This is a genomic window from Microbacterium sp. 22303 (genome assembly GCF_052045265.1).
GTDB lineage: Bacteria > Actinomycetota > Actinomycetes > Actinomycetales > Microbacteriaceae > Microbacterium.
On the sequence record NZ_JBQEOQ010000003.1, the window covers coordinates 354027 to 370953 of the forward strand.

General features: G+C 71.2%; 15 protein-coding genes. 6 read left to right on the forward strand and 9 right to left on the reverse strand.

From position 1 onward, the window contains the following. Positions 1 to 72: 72 nt before the first annotated feature. The 5 genes from ACTJI8_RS11130 to ACTJI8_RS11150 all read right to left on the reverse strand — a co-directional run bounded on the left by ACTJI8_RS11130 (position 73) and on the right by ACTJI8_RS11150 (position 5846). Entirely contained in the window at positions 73 to 579 is a 507-nt protein-coding gene (locus ACTJI8_RS11130; RefSeq protein WP_440733506.1) for a methylated-DNA--[protein]-cysteine S-methyltransferase, read from the reverse strand. Beyond that, positions 576 to 2201, reverse strand: a complete 1626-nt coding sequence (locus tag ACTJI8_RS11135; RefSeq protein WP_440733507.1) for a DNA-3-methyladenine glycosylase 2 family protein — start codon at positions 2199 to 2201, stop codon at positions 576 to 578. Before ACTJI8_RS11135 ends, ACTJI8_RS11130 begins: the two co-directional genes overlap by 4 nt. Positions 2202 to 2291: 90 nt before the next feature. Beyond that, complete coding sequence (gene purH, locus ACTJI8_RS11140; RefSeq protein ID WP_440733508.1) at positions 2292 to 3899, reverse strand: bifunctional phosphoribosylaminoimidazolecarboxamide formyltransferase/IMP cyclohydrolase; 1608 nt, start codon at positions 3897 to 3899, stop codon at positions 2292 to 2294. Positions 3900 to 3921: 22 nt separating this feature from the next. Then, positions 3922 to 4551 carry a phosphoribosylglycinamide formyltransferase gene (purN, locus tag ACTJI8_RS11145; protein WP_440733509.1) on the reverse strand — a complete coding sequence of 210 codons (630 nt, stop codon included), beginning with the start codon at positions 4549 to 4551 and terminating at the stop codon, positions 3922 to 3924. Between the two features lie 56 nt (positions 4552 to 4607). After that, entirely contained in the window at positions 4608 to 5846 is a 1239-nt protein-coding gene (locus ACTJI8_RS11150; protein WP_440733510.1) for a cell division protein PerM, read from the reverse strand. Between the two features lie 158 nt (positions 5847 to 6004). Here ACTJI8_RS11150 and ACTJI8_RS11155 point away from each other — a divergent pair, with 158 nt between their 5' ends. Continuing rightward, positions 6005 to 7426, forward strand: coding sequence for an NCS2 family permease (locus tag ACTJI8_RS11155; RefSeq protein WP_440733511.1), 1422 nt, complete (start codon positions 6005 to 6007; stop codon positions 7424 to 7426). Between the two features lie 174 nt (positions 7427 to 7600). Here the strand turns inward: ACTJI8_RS11155 and ACTJI8_RS11160 are convergent, their stop codons facing one another. After that, positions 7601 to 8356: an MBL fold metallo-hydrolase gene (locus ACTJI8_RS11160; protein ID WP_440733512.1), complete on the reverse strand. Its 756-nt coding sequence runs from the start codon at positions 8354 to 8356 to the stop codon at positions 7601 to 7603. 70 nt (positions 8357 to 8426) lie between these two features. Here ACTJI8_RS11160 and ACTJI8_RS11165 point away from each other — a divergent pair, with 70 nt between their 5' ends. Then, entirely contained in the window at positions 8427 to 9377 is a 951-nt protein-coding gene (locus tag ACTJI8_RS11165) for a GlxA family transcriptional regulator (RefSeq protein ID WP_440733513.1), read from the forward strand. Between the two features lie 68 nt (positions 9378 to 9445). Here ACTJI8_RS11165 and sucD read toward each other — a convergent pair whose 3' ends face one another. Beyond that, positions 9446 to 10348 (reverse strand): succinate--CoA ligase subunit alpha, encoded by a 903-nt coding sequence (gene sucD, locus ACTJI8_RS11170; protein ID WP_440733514.1) that lies wholly within the window; start codon positions 10346 to 10348, stop codon positions 9446 to 9448. A 28-nt stretch (positions 10349 to 10376) separates the two neighbouring features. Next, positions 10377 to 11543, reverse strand: a complete 1167-nt coding sequence (sucC, locus tag ACTJI8_RS11175; RefSeq protein ID WP_440733515.1) for an ADP-forming succinate--CoA ligase subunit beta — start codon at positions 11541 to 11543, stop codon at positions 10377 to 10379. A gap of 198 nt (positions 11544 to 11741) precedes the next feature. Here sucC and ACTJI8_RS11180 point away from each other — a divergent pair, with 198 nt between their 5' ends. Both ACTJI8_RS11180 and ACTJI8_RS11185 read left to right on the forward strand, forming a co-directional pair. Beyond that, on the forward strand, positions 11742 to 12413 hold the full coding sequence (locus tag ACTJI8_RS11180) for a TetR/AcrR family transcriptional regulator (protein ID WP_440733516.1): 672 nt from the start codon (positions 11742 to 11744) through the stop codon (positions 12411 to 12413). A gap of 126 nt (positions 12414 to 12539) precedes the next feature. Further along, positions 12540 to 13772: an acyl-CoA dehydrogenase family protein gene (locus ACTJI8_RS11185; RefSeq protein WP_440733517.1), complete on the forward strand. Its 1233-nt coding sequence runs from the start codon at positions 12540 to 12542 to the stop codon at positions 13770 to 13772. Between the two features lie 42 nt (positions 13773 to 13814). Here the strand turns inward: ACTJI8_RS11185 and ACTJI8_RS11190 are convergent, their stop codons facing one another. Beyond that, a complete protein-coding gene (locus ACTJI8_RS11190; protein WP_440733518.1) occupies positions 13815 to 14318 on the reverse strand; it encodes a hypothetical protein in 504 nt (167 codons plus the stop codon). Between the two features lie 60 nt (positions 14319 to 14378). Between ACTJI8_RS11190 and ACTJI8_RS11195 the strand changes: the two genes are divergently transcribed. Together ACTJI8_RS11195 and ACTJI8_RS11200 are read left to right on the forward strand one after the other, a co-directional pair. Next, positions 14379 to 15842 (forward strand): phytoene desaturase family protein, encoded by a 1464-nt coding sequence (locus tag ACTJI8_RS11195; RefSeq protein WP_440733519.1) that lies wholly within the window; start codon positions 14379 to 14381, stop codon positions 15840 to 15842. A 40-nt stretch (positions 15843 to 15882) separates the two neighbouring features. Beyond that, positions 15883 to 16926: an ATP-dependent DNA ligase gene (locus ACTJI8_RS11200; RefSeq protein WP_440733520.1), complete on the forward strand. Its 1044-nt coding sequence runs from the start codon at positions 15883 to 15885 to the stop codon at positions 16924 to 16926. Position 16927 lies beyond the last annotated feature (1 nt).

Genomic DNA, 16927 nt, shown 5'->3' on the forward strand with positions numbered 1-16927 from the left:
CCCGTACGAGGGGGCTCGGACAGCAGGAGGGGGCGTGGACGACGGGAGGAGTAGAGCCAGGATACGGATCCGCTACGCGACGATCGCGTGCGCCGCCTCCCGATCCAGCAGGCGGCGCTTGACGTCCTCCCCCCAGGCGAAGCCGCCGAGGGTGCCGTCGGTGCGCAGCACACGGTGGCAGGGCACGAACAGGGCGGGCGCGTTGCGCGCGCAGATCGAGGCGGCGGGACGCACGGCGCCCGGCTTGCCCAGGGCGACGGCGAACTCGGTGTAGGTGAGCGGTTCCCCGGGGGTGATCCGACGCAGCGCCTCCCAGCCCGCGCTCTGCATGTCGGTGCCGAACTGGTGCACTTCGACGGCGTCGATGGCGGTGACGTCGCCGGCGTAGTACGCGGCGACCGCGTCGGCCGCCGCAGTCGGGCCCTCGACGACGTCCGCGGGCCGGTTCTTCTCCGCGAGGCGGTGCAGGATCGCCTCGTGATCGGCGGTCCAGCCGGACGCGAGCACGCGGTCCTGCTCGTCGGCGAGAATCGTGAACGGGCCGTCGGGGGTGTCGATGGTCTGGATGATGGCGGTCATTTCGAGCCTTCCGTGATCGAGATGGTCTGAGTGGTCTTGGTGGTGTCGGAGCGGACGGCGTCGACGGCGCTCGATGCGCCGGCGCCGGTCGCAGCCGTCGTGGCGTTCCTGGCGTTCTTGACAGCCTTCGGCGGGACCGCGCGCCAGAGGTGCGCGGTGAGGTAGCTGCGCCAGGGCGCCGTGCGAGCGGCCCACGCGTCCAGGGGCCCCGCCTCCGAGGGCAGGCCGGCTGCACCCGCTCCCGCGCGGGCCGCGACGTCGCCGGGCAGGAACACGTCGGGATCGCCGAGTACACGCATCCGCACGTAGTCGGCCGTCCACGGCCCGATCCCGGGCATCGCCAGCAGCGCGGCACGCTGCGCCTCGCCGTCATCGCCGAGCGTCAGCCACAGCGAGCCGTCGGCGAGGGCGGCGGCGGCTCCGGTGACCGCCCTGATCCGCGCCGCCGGCCCGCGCAGCACCTCGTGCCCGTGCTCGGCGATCGCGGCCATGGTGGGGAACAGGATTCCCTCCCCCTGCGCGTCATCGGCGGATCCGACCCGCTCTCCCAGCTCCTGGGCGAGCAGTGTCAGCGTGGTGCGCGCGGCGGCGACCGTGATCTGCTGCCCGATCATGGCGCGGATGAGCATCTCATGCGGATCCGCGGCCCCTGGCACTCTGATGCCCGGGACGTGCGCCACCAACGGGGCGAGCCGCTCATGCGCGGACAGGGCGGCATCGACCGCCAGCGGATCCGCGTCCAAGTCGAAGAGGCGACGGGCGCGGGCGACCACGGGCGCGAGGTCGGCGAGCTGCGCCAGCCGGGCGCGCAGGTGCAGCCGGTCGGCGTCATCGAGACTCAGCTCGAACCAGCCCGGCCCGCCGTCCAATCGCAGGTGGCGGGAGAAACGGCGCTCGCCCACCTCCTCGACCCCGGGGAGTGCCCGTGCACGCATCCACGCGAACAGGCCCTCCGCGTCGAACGGCCTGCGGTACGGCAGCAGCAGGTCGATCTCACCGGGCACCGCGGTCGCCGCAGCCGTCGCATCTCGTCCGGTCCCAGAGTCTGTCGAAGGGCGCCGGGCGCGCAACTCCCCCGGCGCCAGGCCGAAGACTTCGCGCACGGTGTCGTTGAACTGGCGCACGCTCGCGAACCCTGCGGAGAATGCGACGTCGGCGATCGGCAGGTCGGTGCCGACCAGGAGCATCCGGGCGGTGTGCGCACGGTGGGCGCGGGCGAGGGCGAGCGGACCCGCACCGAGCTCCCCGGCGAGCAGCCGGGTGAGGTGGCGCGAGGAGTAGCCGAGCCGCGCGGCGAGCCCCGGCACGCCCTCCCGCTCGACGACCCCATCCGCGATGAGGCGCATGGCCCGGGCCGCGACATCGCCGCGCAGGTTCCACTCGGGTGAGCCAGGGGCGGCCTCCGGCAGGCAGCGCTTGCAGGCGCGGTAGCCGGCCTCGTGCGCGGCGGCGCTGGTCGGGAAGAACGTGACGTTCTCGGGTTTAGGCGTGCGCGCCGGGCAGCTCGGACGGCAATAGATGCCGGTCGAGCGCACCGCCGTGACGAACTGCCCGTCGAAGCGGGTGTCGCGCGCATCGATCGCGCGATACCGCTCGTCGAAGGTCATACCGAGGAAGCTCATGCCTCCACTCTGACATGTCCGAATCCCGCAGGCTCGCGGAAATCGGACATGACAGTGGGAGCCTGTCGGCCCCGCAGGACCCTCCCGGGCTCAGTGGAAGAAGTGGCGCTCCCCCGTGAAGAACATCGCGACGCCGGCCTTGCGGGCAGCGGCCACGACCTCCTCATCGCGCACGGATCCGCCCGGCTGCACGATCGCGGTGACGCCCGCGTCGATGAGCACCTGCGCGCCGTCGGCGAACGGGAAGAACGCGTCGGAGGCGGCGACGGATCCGGCCGCACGGTCGCCCGCACGCTCGACCGCGAGACGGCACGAGTCGACGCGGTTGACCTGGCCCATGCCGACGCCGACCGTGGCGTTGCCCTTGGACAGCACGATCGCGTTGGACTTCACGGCGCGGCACGCCTTCCACGCGAAGATGAGGTTCTCCATCTCGAGCTCATCGGGGCGCTCGCCCGAGACCAGCTCCCAGCCGTTCGCGACGGACTGGATGTCGTCGGGGAACCGGTCCGCATCCTGCAGCAGCAGGCCGCCCGAGACGAGGCGCACGTCCATGCGCTCCTGCTGCCAGTCGTCCGGCAGCTGCAGCAGACGCAGGTTCTTCTTCGCCTTGAACACCTCGAGCGCCGCCGGCTCGAAGGCCGGGGCGACGATGACCTCGGTGAAGATGTCCTTGAGGTTCTCCGCCATCTTCAGCGTCACGGTGCCGTTGGCCGCGATCACGCCGCCGTAGGCCGAGACGGGGTCGCATTCGTGGGCGCGCAGGTGCGCGCTCGCGATCGGATCCAGAGCGTTGGGAGCCGTCGTCGCGATCCCGCACGGGTTGGCGTGCTTGATGATCGCGACCGCCGGGTGCACCATGTCATAGGCCGCGCGCAGGGCCGCGTCGGCGTCGACGTAGTTGTTGTACGACATCTCCTTGCCCTGCAGCTGCGTCGCCTGGGCGATGCCGTGCCCGCCGGCGCGCGTGTAGATCGCGGCGCGCTGGTGCGAGTTCTCGCCGTAGCGCAGCGTGGCGAGGCGGGAGGCCGAGATCGTGAGCTGCTCGGGCAGTTCGCCATCGCTCGACAGCGTGCCGTCCGAGAACCACTGCGCGACGGCGGTGTCGTAGGCCGCCGTGTGCGCGAACGCACGTGCAGCCAGCTCGCGGCGCTGCGCGAGCGTCGTGCCGCCCTCGTCGATCGAGCGGATGAGCGAGGGGTAGGACTCGGGCGAGACCACGATGGCGACGTTGGCGTGGTTCTTCGCCGCGGCGCGCACCATGGCGGGGCCGCCGATGTCGATCTGCTCGACCACGTCGTCGCCGACCGCGCCAGAGGCCACGGTCTGCACGAACGGGTACAGGTTCACCACGACGAGCTCGAACGGGCTGATCCCCAGTTCGGCCAGCTGGCGCTCGTGGTCCTCCAGGCGGAGATCCGCGAGCACCGCGCCGTGGATGGACGGGTGCAGCGTCTTCACACGGCCGTCGAGCATCTCGGCGACGCCCGTCACCGTCGCGACGTCGGTGACCTCCAGGCCCGCATCACGAATGGTCTGGGCCGTGGATCCGGTCGAGACGATCTCGATACCGCTTGCCGCGAGAGCCTGCGCGAGCGGGACCAGGCCGGTCTTGTCGCTGACCGATATCAGTGCGCGACGGATGCGCACAGCGTCACGGGGGCGGTAGAGGGACGGGTCGTGGGCGGGACCGGCCATCGGGGTTCCTTCCGGGTAGGCGTCAGTTCTCGTCAGCGGCCTGGGCCGATGAGGATCCGAGATCGTGGGGGCGGGCGCCGAGATCCAGGGATCCTTCGGCGATACGGCGGACGGTGTCGATCAGCAGGCGCCGCTCGACGGGCTTGATGCGCTCATGCAGGGCGGACTCGGTGTCGCCCTCGTGCACCGGTACGCGCTCCTGCGCCAGGATCGGCCCGCTGTCGACGCCGTCGTCGACCACGATCACGCTGGCGCCGGTCTCGCTCACCCCGGCCGCGAGCGCGTCGCGCACGCCGTGCGCTCCGGGGAACTCGGGCAGGAATGCCGGGTGCGTGTTGATGATGTTCGGAGACCAGGCCGCGACGACGTCGCGCGGCAGCAGCCGCATGAGCCCGCTGAGCACGATGAGGTCCGGTCGCCAGACCTTGAGCTGGGCATCGAGCTCGGCACCCCAGGCTTCGCGGCTGTCGAATGCCTCCCACGGCACGACGAAGGAGGGGATCCCGTACGCCTCGGCGTGGGCGAGACCGTCGGCCTCCCGATCGGCGCCGATAACGATGATGCGAGCCGGAAATCCGGGGTCGGCGGCCGCGTCGAGGAGGGCACGAAGATTCGAGCCGGTGCCCGAGATGAGAACGGCGACCGTCAGCACCCAGACAGTCTAGCCGGGAGCCAAGAGGGCGCCGTCCCCCGAGACGCACCCGCCGTTCAGACCCGATCGTCGTCGATCCACGCGGCGTCGACATCGCCGTGCCGACGGGGTGCGAGCAGCAGGATCGCGGCACCGACCAGCACCTCCAGCCCGAGGGCGAGCGCGACCGGACCCGGATCCGGTCCCGCGACCGCCAGCCGGCCGGGGCCGAGGGATCCGGAGGACAGCGCCGCCAGCAGCGCGCCGAAGCCGCCCGCGAGCACGGCGATCCCGACCGCGGTCGCCAGGCGGGAGCCGATCCCGGCCTCCGCCCCCGCCGACACCTGCCGCGAGCGGATCAGCCACCCCGCGAAAGCACCCGCGGCCGCCGGCACGAGCACGACGATGAGGAGCCACGGCGAGGACGAGTCGGGCACGAGGCCCAGCACGGGCACACCGGGCACCACGCCCAGTACGGTGCCCGCGGGTGAGACCGCGGTTCCGGCACCGATCGCGAAGCCGGGGCCGGCGATCCATGCCACGGCCCATGCCACGAGCGTCGGCAGGTAGGCCAGCTGAGCGAGCCCGATCACGACCACGCCGAGCGGGTCGGCACGCAGTGATTCGAACAGCGCCACGATCTGACCGCCGCGGAACAGCGCCGTGACGGCGACGGCGAGCCCCGCCGCGCCGACCACGCCGGCCACGGCCGCCGCGGCGCCGCGCACGATGTCACCGGGGACGTGCGCCCAGTCGGGCCAGCGGTCCATCGCGTCCTGCAGACGGTCGACGAGGCCGCCGTCGCCCTCGCCCCACGCCGTGGCGACCGCCCCGGCGAGAGCGCCGCACAGGAACACCAGCGGCGGGAACAGGATCGCGAGCCACAGCGGCGCCTTCAGCACCCCGAGCCCGCCCGTCAGCGCCGCGAACACAGAGATCACGGCGAAGACCGCCGTGCCGCTCGCCACGCCGGTGAGCCACGATCCGGCGAGCGCTGCTCGGCGCCCCGAGCGCGCTGCGAAGATCGCGGTGAACCCGAGGAAGAGAAGCGGAGGCACCGAGAGGGCGAAGGACGCCGCGGACGGATCCAGCCCGACCGCCCGCACCAGCGCATCAGGCAGTGCGACCGCGAGGGGCACGCCGTGCCCGAACTGCCAGAGCGTCGCGGCACTCGGCCAGAGCGCTCCCCAGTCGGCGCTCGCACCGAATGCGATCGCCCAGATCACCGTGAGCGGAGCGAGCAGCACGGCGAGGCCGATGGCCGCGGCGACGATCGCATCGACCGCCGCCAGGAGCACGATGAGGAGGCGTTGCATGACGGTTTCGAGCCTACGTGCTCCGCCTCGGCGGCCCTGACGGGCGCGCGGAAACGGAGCGTCGAACGCCTGCCGCGGACGGCCGCCGCGGCCGAGATCGTCCGCGCGGCGCACGGACCGCATCCGCGACGCGATACGGTCTTCCGCGGAGGTCTCCCATGACAACAGCCCCCCCGCCCGTGTCCGACCCGACCGCAACCGAGCCGAAGAACGCCGTCGACCGCTTCTTCGAGATCACCAAGCGCGGATCCACCCTCGGCACCGAGATCCGCGGAGGCATCGTCACGTTCGTGACGATGGCCTACATCGTGATCCTCAATCCGATCATCCTGTCCACCGCCGATGTCGCGGGCCATACGCTGCCCGGCGCAGCCGTCGCGGCCGCCACGGCGCTGACCGCCGGCGTCATGACGATCCTGTTCGGACTGATCGCCCGCCTGCCGTTCGCATTCGCGGCCGGGCTCGGCATCAACGCCTTCCTCGCGTTCACGGTGGTCAAATCGATCACCTGGCCCGAGGCCATGGCCCTCGTCATGATCAACGGCGTCATCATCGTCCTGCTCGCCGCGACCGGCCTGCGCAAGCTGATCTTCGACGCCGTGCCCGTGCAGCTCAAGCTCGCCATCACGGTCGGCATCGGCCTCTTCATCGCCTTCATCGGGTTCGTGAACGCCGGTTTCGTGACCTCGACGAAGCAGGCCTCTCCCCCGGTCGACCTCGGCGTCGGCGGATCCGTGGCCTCGATCCCCACGCTGCTGTTCGTCCTCACCCTCCTGATCGGTGGGGCGCTCATCGCCCTGCGCGTCAAGGGGGCGATCCTCATCGCGCTCGTGGGCGGCACCGTGCTCGCCGCGATCGTGAACCTCATCTGGCCGTTCGGCCAGGACTTCGGCTTCACGGGCAGCATCGTGAGCATCCCCGACCTGAGCCTGATCGGCCGGGTCGACTTCGGCTTCGACCTCGCCAAGGTCGGCGGCGTCGCCCTGGTCATGTTCGTCTTCACCCTGCTGTTCTCGAACTTCTTCGATGCGATGGGCACGATGACCGGCCTGGCGAAGGAGGCCGACCTGGCCGACGAGAAGGGCGACTTCCCCCGTATCAAGGCGGCCCTGGTCGTCGAGGGCGTCGGCGCGATCGTCGGCGGCGGCACGTCGTCCTCGTCCGCGACGGTGTTCGTCGAATCCGGCGCGGGCATCGGCGAAGGTGCGCGCACAGGCCTTGCGACGACGATCACGGGCGCGCTGTTCCTGCTCGCGATGTTCTTCACGCCGCTCACCGCCCTCGTGCCCAGCGCTGTCGCCGCGGCCGCGCTCGTGCTCGTCGGCGCCATGATGCTCTCCCAGATCAAGAACATCGACCTCGGCGACTTCCGCGTGCTGCTGCCGGTGTTCCTCACGGTCACGGTCATGCCGATGACCTACTCGATCGCCAACGGCATCGGCGCCGGTTTCGTCAGTTGGATCGTCGTCAACGCGCTCACCGGCCGGATCAAGACGATCCACCCGCTGCTGTGGGTGGTCGGTGTCGGATTCGTGCTGTTCTTCGCCCGCGGTCCCATCGAGGCGCTGCTCGGCGCCTGACCGGATCCGCTATCCGCTGGGCCCGCTGGATCGCCAGGATCCGCTCGAGGCCCCCTCACGGCGTCGAGGCCCCCTTCCGGGAACGCTCCTGGGAGGGGGCCTCGATCCTGAGAGGGGGTCTCGATGTGGTTGGACGGTCTCGCGCCGCCGCGCCGTCGGACCACCGCCACGCCGTCAGAGCACGAGCGGCACCCCGGCCTCCGGCACGCGTAGGCGATCGGCCAGCCCTGCGTAGCCGAACTCGCGCACCAGGCGCTCGCGGGTCTCGGAGAAGTGGTGCCAGCCCTCGGCGTGCACGGGCACGATGACGGCGTCGCCCAGCTCGCGCGCGGCGGCGACCGCGGTGCGCGCGTTGAGGGTGAGGTCGGCGTCGCCGAACCGCCCGACGTTGGCCGCTCCGGCGAAGAGCACGGCGATGTCGATCCGTCCGATCCTCGCCGCGATGTCTGCGACGAGTTCGACCGAGGCGTTGTCGCCCGAAACGTAGACGACCGGTCGCTCCGGCGCACGCAGCACGAAACCGGTCACGGTGCCGGACAGCGCCTCGGCGCCCTCCGGTCCATGCAGCGCCGGCACCGCGGTCACCTCGACATCGCCGAAGCGATGAGTCTGCCACGCGGAGAGCCCCGTCACGCCGTCGATGCGGCCGGCCGCCTCCGGGGTGGAGAGCACGGCGCCCGCGCGCGGCAGGAAGGTCCGCCCGGCCTCGTCGAGGTTGTCGGGGTGCTGATCGTGCGAGAGCAGCACGGCGTCGATCGCACCCACCGCATCGGCGCCGAGCGCAGGCCCGCTCAGCTTGTGCAGGGCGATGCCGCCGTCGTAGCTGCGCGGTGCGTCGAAAGTCGGATCGGTCAGCAGGCGCAAGCCGGCGTATTCGATGATCGCGGTCGGCCCACCGACCAGGGTCAGGGTCACGGAGTTCTCGGTCATGGATCCATCGTGGCGACGTCCGTTCGGCCGCGGGAGTGGCCCTGACGACACTCTTCGATAAGATCGGGCCATGCGCCGCGCCGCCGTCCTCGCCTTCCCCGGGATCAGCCCGTTCCATCTGTCCGTGCCGCTGATGGTCTTCGGCGGCGTCGGAGTGCGTTCGGTCGAGGCCGCCTATCGCACGGTGACCGTCGCGGAGACGCCCGGTCCGGTGCGCACCGCCGCGGGGCTGGACCTCGTCGTGACGGAGGGGCTCGAAGCGTTCGCGTCCGCCGACCTCGTCGTGATTCCGAGCTGGGATCCGGAGGTCGCGCCCAGTGCCGCGCTGCTCGACGCCGTCCGCAAAGCGCACGCCCGCGGCGCGCGGATCCTGGGCCTGTGCCTCGGGACGTTCGTCGTCGCCGCGAGCGGCATCGCCGACGGCAGGGAGGTGTCCACGCACTGGTCGGCGGGGCCTCAGCTCGCCGCCCGGCATCCCGAGCTCACTGTGCGCTGCGAGGCGCTGTGGACCGACCTCGGCGACGTGGTCACCTCGGCCGGGGTGGCGGCGGCGCTGGACTGCTGCCTGCACATCGTCCGCACCGAGCTCGGCAGCGCCGTCGCCGCCGACCTCGCACGCTCACTCGTGATGGCCCCGCACCGGGAGGGTTCGCAGGCCCAGTTCCTGTCCCGCCCCCTCGCCGCCGACCCCGAGGGGGACGAGATCGACCGGGCCATCACCTGGGCTCTGGGACGGATCGCCGAACCCCCGCCTATCGACGCCTGGGCCGGCTCCGTGCACCTCTCCCGGCGCACGTTCACCCGGCGCTTCCGCGACCGCACGGGCACCAGCCCCGGCGACTGGCTGCTGCAGCGCCGCCTGGACGAGGCGCGGCGACTGCTCGAGACGTCCGGTCTGCCGATCGAGGCCGTCGCGACGCGCACGGGCTTCGGCGGTGCGGTGACCCTGCGCCATCACTTCCGGGCGCGCTTCGGCACCACCCCGGGCGCGCACCGGCGCGCGTTCGCGGATCCGGTCTGAACCCGGCGGAGCGACGGGAATCGACGAGGGGCCCCGAGCAGATCGCCCGGAGCCCCTCGTCGTGATGCTTACAGCGCGGCGTAGACCTCGCGGAGCAGGGCGGCGGTCTCGGACGGCGTCTTGCCGACCTTGACACCGGCGGCCTCGAGGGCCTCCTTCTTCGCCTGCGCGGTGCCCGCGGAGCCGGAGACGATGGCGCCGGCGTGGCCCATCGTCTTGCCCTCGGGCGCGGTGAAGCCTGCGACATAGCCGACGACGGGCTTGGTGACGTTGGCCTTGATGAACTCGGCCGCGCGCTCCTCGGCATCGCCGCCGATCTCGCCGATCATCACGATCGCCTTGGTCTCGGGGTCGGCCTCGAACGCGGCGAGCGCGTCGATGTGCGTGGTGCCGATGACCGGGTCGCCGCCGATGCCGATCGCGGTGGAGAAGCCCAGGTCGCGCAGCTCGAACATCATCTGGTAGGTCAGCGTGCCCGACTTCGAGACGAGACCGATCGGGCCCTTGCCGGTGATGTTCGCCGGGGTGATGCCCGCGAGCGCCTCGCCCGGAGTGATGATGCCGGGGCAGTTCGGACCGATGATGCGGGTCTTGTTGCCCTTCTCGGTCGCGTACGCCCACGCCTCGGCGGAGTCGCCGACCGGCACACCCTCGGTGATGACCACGAGCAGCGGGATCTCGCTGTCGATGGCCTCGACCATCGCGTCCTTCGTGAACGCCGGCGGCACGAAGGCGACCGACACGTTGGCGCCCGTCTTCTCGATGGCCTCGGCGACGGAGGCGAACACCGGCAGCTCCACGGCGTTGCCGTCCTTGTCGGTGTGCGAGACCGTGGTTCCGGCCTTGCGCGCGTTCACGCCGCCGACGACGTTCGTGCCCGCCTTCAGCATGAGGGCGGTGTGCTTGGTGCCCTCGCCGCCCGTGATGCCCTGGACGATGACCTTGGAGTCCTTGTTGAGGTAGATCGACATGTTCGTTGTCCTTGTCTCGGAAGCCGGATCAGGCGTTCGCCAGCTCGGCGGCCTTGTCCGCGCCCTCGTCCATGGTGGCGGCGAGCGTGACGAGCGGGTGGTTGGCGGCGGCGAGGATCGCACGGCCCTCTTCGACCTGGTTGCCGTCGAGACGCACGACGAGCGGCTTGGTGGCGGCGTCGCCGAGGATCTCGAGCGCCTTGACGATGCCCTCTGCCACGGCCACGCAGCTGGTGATGCCGCCGAAGACGTTCACGAACACGCTCTTGACCTGCTCGTCGTTCAGGATGACGTCCAGACCGCTGGCCATGACCTGCGCGTTCGCGCCGCCGCCGATGTCCAGGAAGTTCGCGGGCTTCACGCCACCGTGGTTCTCGCCGGCGTACGCGACGACGTCGAGGGTCGACATGACCAGACCCGCGCCGTTGCCGATGATGCCGACCTGGCCGTCGAGCTTGACGTAGTTCAGGCCCGACTCCTTGGCCTTGGCCTCGAGCGGGTTCTCGGTCGCCTTGTCGGCGAGCTCCTCGTGCTCGGGGTGGCGCACCTCGCTGGCGTTGTCGTCGAGGGTGACCTTGCCGTCGAGGGCGATGATGTCGCCCTCCTCGGTCTGCACGAGGGGGTTGACCTCGACCAGGGTCGCGTCCTCGCCCTTGTAGACCTCGAACAGCTTCACGAAGACGTCGGCGACCTTCTCGGCCAGGCCCGGCTCGAAGTTCCCGGCCTTGGCGATCTCGAGGGCCTTGTCGAGGGTGATGCCCTCGAGCGGGTTGACCTCGACGCGGGCGAGAGCCTCGGGCTTCTCGACCGCGAGCTGCTCGATCTCCATGCCGCCCTCGACCGAGGCGAGGCTCAGGTAGGAGCGATTGGAGCGGTCCAGCAGCACCGAGAAGTAGAACTCGCGGGCGATGCGGGCGCCGGCGGCGACCATGACGCGCTTGACGACGTGGCCCTTGATGTCCAGACCCAGGATCGCCTTGGCGGCCTCGTACGCCTCGTCGGGGTTCTTGGCGACCTTGACGCCACCTGCCTTGCCGCGGCCACCGGTCTTGACCTGCGCCTTGACGACGACCACGCCACCGAGCTTCTCCGCTGCTGCCTTCACCTCCTCAGGGGTGTCGGCGACGATGCCGGCGAGAACCGGCACCCCGTACTTCTCGAAAAGGTCTCGTGCCTGGTACTCGTAGAGGTCCACGTGCAGTCCTTCGCTGGTTGCGACGAATGGGACGCGACAGGAATTCTGTCGGGTGTCGATGTGAGTCGACCCGATAGGCCAGCCTACTACCGCGGAATCGCGCTTCTTGACCGCGCACCCAGCCATCGGTCGGGCCCCCGCGACGTCCGATGACTCAGCATTCCCGGCGCAGGATCCTGACAACTAGGCTCTCCTTTTATGACCGAGCACGCCGACGTGTCCCCCGCTCGCACCGCCGTGGTGCGCGCTGCGCTCGAGCTGTTCTCTGCCCAGGGCTTCGATTCGACCTCGGTCGAACAGATCGCCAAGGCCGCAGGCATCTCCCGCTCCACCTTCTTCCGGCAGTTCGGGGGCAAGGACGACGTCGTCTTCGCCGATCATGAGGAGCTCCTCGACGGCTTGCGCCGCTACCTCGAGCGCCCGCACGCCAACCCCTGGACGGCGGTGTGCGATGGGTCGCTGATGGTGTTCCGCGCCTTCGCCGCCGACCCGGAGATGGCACGGCTGCGCTACCAGGTGGTCCGCGACGTTCCCACGCTGCGCGACCGCGAGATCGTGACGGTGTTCCGTTACGAGCGCCTGTTCGACGAGTACCTGCGCCGCTCGATGCCGGATCTGGATCCGCTCGACGCGGTCGGGTTCGCCGCGCTCGTGACGGCCGTGCACAACCACGTGCTGCGCCGGCTGCTGCGCGGATCCCGTACCTCGGCCGCAGCTCTGCGTCGCGCACTCGACGACGTGCTGCGCCGCTACGGCGTGCATCCAGACGCCGCGGCGGATCCTGGCGAGGACTCGGTGGTCGTCGCCGTGTTCCCACGCTCGATGCCCATGGCGGAGATCACCCGTCGCCTGCGCGACGAGCTGGGCTGACCCGCAGTCGGCCCACCTCCCGCCCGCCGCAGCGCGGCGCCGTCGGGGTGCGCGAAAGCAGTCGATAGACGGTACGCTGTCTCATGAATCTTGAGACTGAGTCTCACTCCCCCGGATGGAGACCCCATGAGCAACGACGCCCTCTTCCCCGGCGAAGCCGTCACCTCCTACGACGTGACCGGACGCTGCGGCACCGACTACTACGAGGTCTTCTCCGACATCCCCTCCGCCGACCGTGCGCACTGGGAGCGGGCGCAGGCCTACGTCGACGAGGTCGGCTCGCAGATGCAGGACGCGTGGGATCGTGCCGAGTACCCGCTCGCCGTCGCGCGCCGCATGGGCGAGATGGACCTCGTCGTGGACGGCATCGTCCACCCCGCCCTCACTCGCATGAGCCCTCTCGCAGCGGGGCTCGTGAACATGGAGATCTCCCGCGGCGACGGCTCCCTCGGCACCGTCCTCGCCGTGCAGGGCGGGCTCGCTCTGCGCACGCTCGCCCTGTTCGGCAGCCCCGAGCAGCAGGACCGCTGGCTCGTCCCGCTCGCCGAAGGATCCGTGCTCGGATCCTTCGCGCTCACCGAGCCCGATCACGGATCCGATTCCGTCTCGCTCGAGACCGTCGCGCGGCGCGACGGCGACGCGTGGGTCCTGCGCGGCGCGAAGAAATGGATCGGCAACGGCGCCTCCGGCGGCATCACCTTCGTCTGGGCGCGCATCGACGACGAGGGCGCGGCCGAGCACGGATCCGTGCGGTGCTTCGTCGTCGAGCAGGAGCGCCCCGGATACCTCGGCTCGGTCATCACGGGCAAGGTGTCGCTGCGCGGCATCCACCAGGCGCACATCCGCCTGGACGACGTGCGCGTGCCGCTGGACGCGGTGCTGCCCGGCACGCGCAGCTTCAAGGACGCCTCGATCGTGCTGTACGCCACGCGTTCCGGCGTCGCCTGGTCGGCGCTCGGGCACGCCACCGCCTGCTACGAGGCCGCCCTCGCTTACGCGAAGACCCGGGTGCAGTTCGGCAAGCCGCTCGCGAAGTTCCAGATGGTCCAGGAGCGGCTCACGCACATGCTCGAGGAGCTCACCGCGATGCAGCTGTACTGCCGCCGCATGGCGGACATGGACGAGGCCGGCACGCTCCGCCCCACGCAGGCGTCCCTGGCGAAGTTCCACAACACCCGTGCCGCACGACGTATCGCGTCGACGGCGCGCGATCTGCTCGGCGGCAATGGGATCCTGCTCGAGAACGGCGTCATGCAGCACATGGCCGACATCGAAGCGATCCACACCTACGAGGGCACCGAGAGCGTGCAGGCCCTGCTGATCGGCCGCGACATCACCGGGATGAGCGCTTTCGCCTGACGAGCGGGCCGCTCGTCCCAGACGCACGGCCCGCGCTGCGACTCAGTCGCAGCCGCAGCCTCCGGAAGGCGTCTTCACCATGAAGCAGACGTCGCAGATGCCGTAGTCGCGATCTTCGCGCGCAGTCGCCTTCGGGGCGCGCGGCTCCGGCTTCGGCTTCGCCGGGGTGCGGGTGCCCGCGGAGCGCGCCGGGCGCGAGACGCCGGCCGGTCCACCGAGCAGCTCGCTGGGGTGGGTGACGTAGAAGTACGGCGCCCTGCCCTCGCTCGGAGCGAGGGGAAGCACACGTCCGGCCACGACGACCTGCTCGCCCTCGGCGAAGCCGTTGGTGTAGGTGCGCCCGATGTGCAGGGCCGCGCCCTCGCCGAGGCGGATCGCCTCGATGTAGCGGCCGCGATCGATGAGGCTGCTGATGCCGACCGCTTCCACGATCGCACGGATGAAGTCGTAGTTCGCGGAGTCCATGCGGTGCGCGCGCAGGGCGTCCGCGAGGGACTTGTAAGGACGGGAGGTGCCAGTAGGGGTGGGACCCTGGACTTCATTCATATTGCTCCAAGCATCCCACGTTCTGCTCTGCGCGACCTGCGTGCGTGAAAGACTGGCGGCATGCCCCGCGCCACCGTCATCGGAAGCGGGCCGAACGGGCTCGCCGCGGCCGTCTCGCTCGCCCGGGCCGGCTACGTCGTCGAGGTGGTCGAGGCCGGCGCGACGATCGGCGGCGGGGTGCGCAGCGCCGAGGTCACCCTGCCCGGCTTCGTGCACGACGTCTGCTCGGCGGTGCATCCCGCCGCCTACTCCTCCCCGTTCCTGCGCGCCTTCGGCCGCGACCGGATCGACTGGATCATTCCCGAAGCGGCATATGCGCATCCCCTCGACGGCGGGCGGGCGGGGATCGCCTGGCACGACCTGGAGCGCACGGCCGATGGGCTCGGCCCCGACGCCCGCGCCTGGCGCGCAATGCTGCGTCCGCTGAGCTCGCACCTCGAGGGTGTGCTGGACTTCACCGGCGGCTCGCTGCTGCGGTTCCCCCGCGACCCGGTCACCGCGGTGCGCTACGGGCTGCGCGCGCTCGAGCAGGGCTCCGCAATGGCGACGCGCACCTTCCGCACCCCGGAGGCGGCGGCGCTCGTGGCCGGCGTGGTCGCACACGCCAACACCGCTCTGCCGGCGCTGAGCGGCGCCGCGGCGGGCCTGCTGCTCATGGCCCAGGCGCACGCCGGCGGCTGGGCGTATCCGCGCGGGGGTGCGCAGCGGATCGCCGACGTGCTCGCCGAGGATCTGCGTGCGCACGGCGGCACGATCCGCACCGGCACGCGCGTGGTCGACCTCTCCGCACTGGACTGGGGGGATCCGCACCGCGGCGATCTGCTGCTGCTGAACACGTCGCCACGGCTGGCCCTCACGCTGCGCGACGTGCCGCCGCACTACGCGAGGGCGGTGCGCGCGTACCGCTACGGCACGGCGGCGGCGAAAGTGGACTTCGCCCTCGACGGGCCGGTGCCGTGGGCCAATCCCGAGGTCGCCCTCGCCCCGACCGTGCACGTCGGCGGAACCCGCGCTCAGGTGTGGGCGAGCGAGAATGCCGTCGCCCAGGGGCGCGTTTCCGAGTGGCCGTACGCGCTCGTCGCGCAGCCCTCGGTACTGGACGACACCAGGGCCCCGGCCGGCCAGCAGGTGCTGTGGGCCTACATCCACGCCCCTGCGAACTCCGACGTCGATGCGACCGAGCCGGTCGTGCGGCAGATCGAGCGGTACGCCCCGGGCTTCCGTGACCGCATCCTCGCGAGCCATGCCGTCACACCGCGCCAGCGCACGCACCTGAACCCGGCCGAGATCGGCGGCGACATCTTCGGCGGCGCGTTCACGATGCGCCAGGCCGTGGTGCGCCCCGTGCTCTCCCCCGCGCCGTGGCGCACGCCGATGCCGGGCGTCTACCTCGCCTCGGCCGCGACACCGCCAGGGCCCGGAGTGAACTTCATGGCGGGCTGGCACGCCGCCCGCACCGCGCTGGCCGACGCCGGCGAGCGCGTCGATCTGGGAGACCTGTTCGGATCCACGCCGGCGGGCTGACGATGGCCATGGAGGGCCGCCGGGCGGCAGGATGGGATCCATGCGCTACGAGATCCCCGCACCGATGCTCGCGAAGGCCGCCGCCGCTGTGCCGGATCCGGCGAAGTTCCCCGACGGCCTGCTGTACGAGCCGAAGTGGGACGGCTTCCGCGGACTCGTGTCGTGGGACGGCGAGAACGTCGAGATCGGCTCTCGCGGGGCGAAGCCGCTGACCCGCTACTTCCCCGAGCTCGTCGAGGCGATCCCGCGCCTCCTGCCGGGTCCGTGCCTGCTCGATGGCGAGATCGTGGTCGCCACCGGACCTCCGGGATCGCAGCGCCTGGACTGGGAGGCGCTGAGCCAGCGCATCCACCCCGCCGCCTCACGGGTGCAGAAGCTCTCGGTGGAGACCCCCGCGATGTTCGTCGCGTTCGACCTGCTCGCGGAGGGCGATGACGACCTGCAGGCCCTGCCGTTCGGCGAGCGCCGCGCACGGCTCGAGCGCCTGTTCGTCGAGGTGCCCCATCCCCTGCACCTGACCCGCACGACGACGGATCCCGGCACCGCCCGGCGCTGGCTCGCCGAGTTCGAAGGCGCCGGCCTCGACGGCATCGTCGCCAAGCCGCTGGATCAGCCCTACGCGCCCAACAAGCGCACCCTGATCAAGGTCAAGCACGCCCGCACCGCGGACGTCGTCGCGCTCGGCTACCGGATCCACAAGAGCGGATCCGGAGTCGGATCCCTGCTCGTGGGTCTGTACGGCGACGACGGCGTGCTGCGCCAGGTCGGCGGCGTCGCCGCGTGGAGCGACGCGATGCGCCAGCAGCTCGTCGAGGACCTCGCGCCTCTCGTGGAGCGCGACGAATCCGGCGCCGCCGTGACCGGCGACGGCGAGCGCTCGCGGTTCAGCGCCGCGAAGGACACCTCGTTCGTGCGGCTGCGCCCTGAGCGCGTGCTCGAGGTGCGCTACGACCAGCTGGAGGGCTGGCGGTTCCGGCACACGGTGCAGTTCGAGCGCTGGCGAGACGACCGCGAGGCGCGCTCGTGCACCTACGAGCAGCTCGAGACCGTCGCCGGATACGACCTCGCCGACGTCATCGACTGAC

Bases quoted from the DNA above. Each gene is read 5' to 3' on its own strand.
- ACTJI8_RS11130 (WP_440733506.1), bottom strand. From the start codon at position 579: ATGACCGCCATCATCCAGACCATCGACACCCCCGACGGCCCGTTCACG.
- ACTJI8_RS11135 (WP_440733507.1), bottom strand. From the start codon at position 2,201: ATGAGCTTCCTCGGTATGACCTTCGACGAGCGGTATCGCGCGATCGAT.
- purH (WP_440733508.1), bottom strand. From the start codon at position 3,899: ATGGCCGGTCCCGCCCACGACCCGTCCCTCTACCGCCCCCGTGACGCT.
- ACTJI8_RS11150 (WP_440733510.1), bottom strand. From the start codon at position 5,846: ATGCAACGCCTCCTCATCGTGCTCCTGGCGGCGGTCGATGCGATCGTC.
- ACTJI8_RS11155 (WP_440733511.1), top strand. From the start codon at position 6,005: ATGACAACAGCCCCCCCGCCCGTGTCCGACCCGACCGCAACCGAGCCG.
- ACTJI8_RS11160 (WP_440733512.1), bottom strand. From the start codon at position 8,356: ATGACCGAGAACTCCGTGACCCTGACCCTGGTCGGTGGGCCGACCGCG.
- ACTJI8_RS11165 (WP_440733513.1), top strand. From the start codon at position 8,427: ATGCGCCGCGCCGCCGTCCTCGCCTTCCCCGGGATCAGCCCGTTCCAT.
- sucD (WP_440733514.1), bottom strand. From the start codon at position 10,348: ATGTCGATCTACCTCAACAAGGACTCCAAGGTCATCGTCCAGGGCATC.
- ACTJI8_RS11180 (WP_440733516.1), top strand. From the start codon at position 11,742: ATGACCGAGCACGCCGACGTGTCCCCCGCTCGCACCGCCGTGGTGCGC.
- ACTJI8_RS11185 (WP_440733517.1), top strand. From the start codon at position 12,540: ATGAGCAACGACGCCCTCTTCCCCGGCGAAGCCGTCACCTCCTACGAC.
- ACTJI8_RS11190 (WP_440733518.1), bottom strand. From the start codon at position 14,318: ATGAATGAAGTCCAGGGTCCCACCCCTACTGGCACCTCCCGTCCTTAC.
- ACTJI8_RS11195 (WP_440733519.1), top strand. From the start codon at position 14,379: ATGCCCCGCGCCACCGTCATCGGAAGCGGGCCGAACGGGCTCGCCGCG.
- ACTJI8_RS11200 (WP_440733520.1), top strand. From the start codon at position 15,883: ATGCGCTACGAGATCCCCGCACCGATGCTCGCGAAGGCCGCCGCCGCT.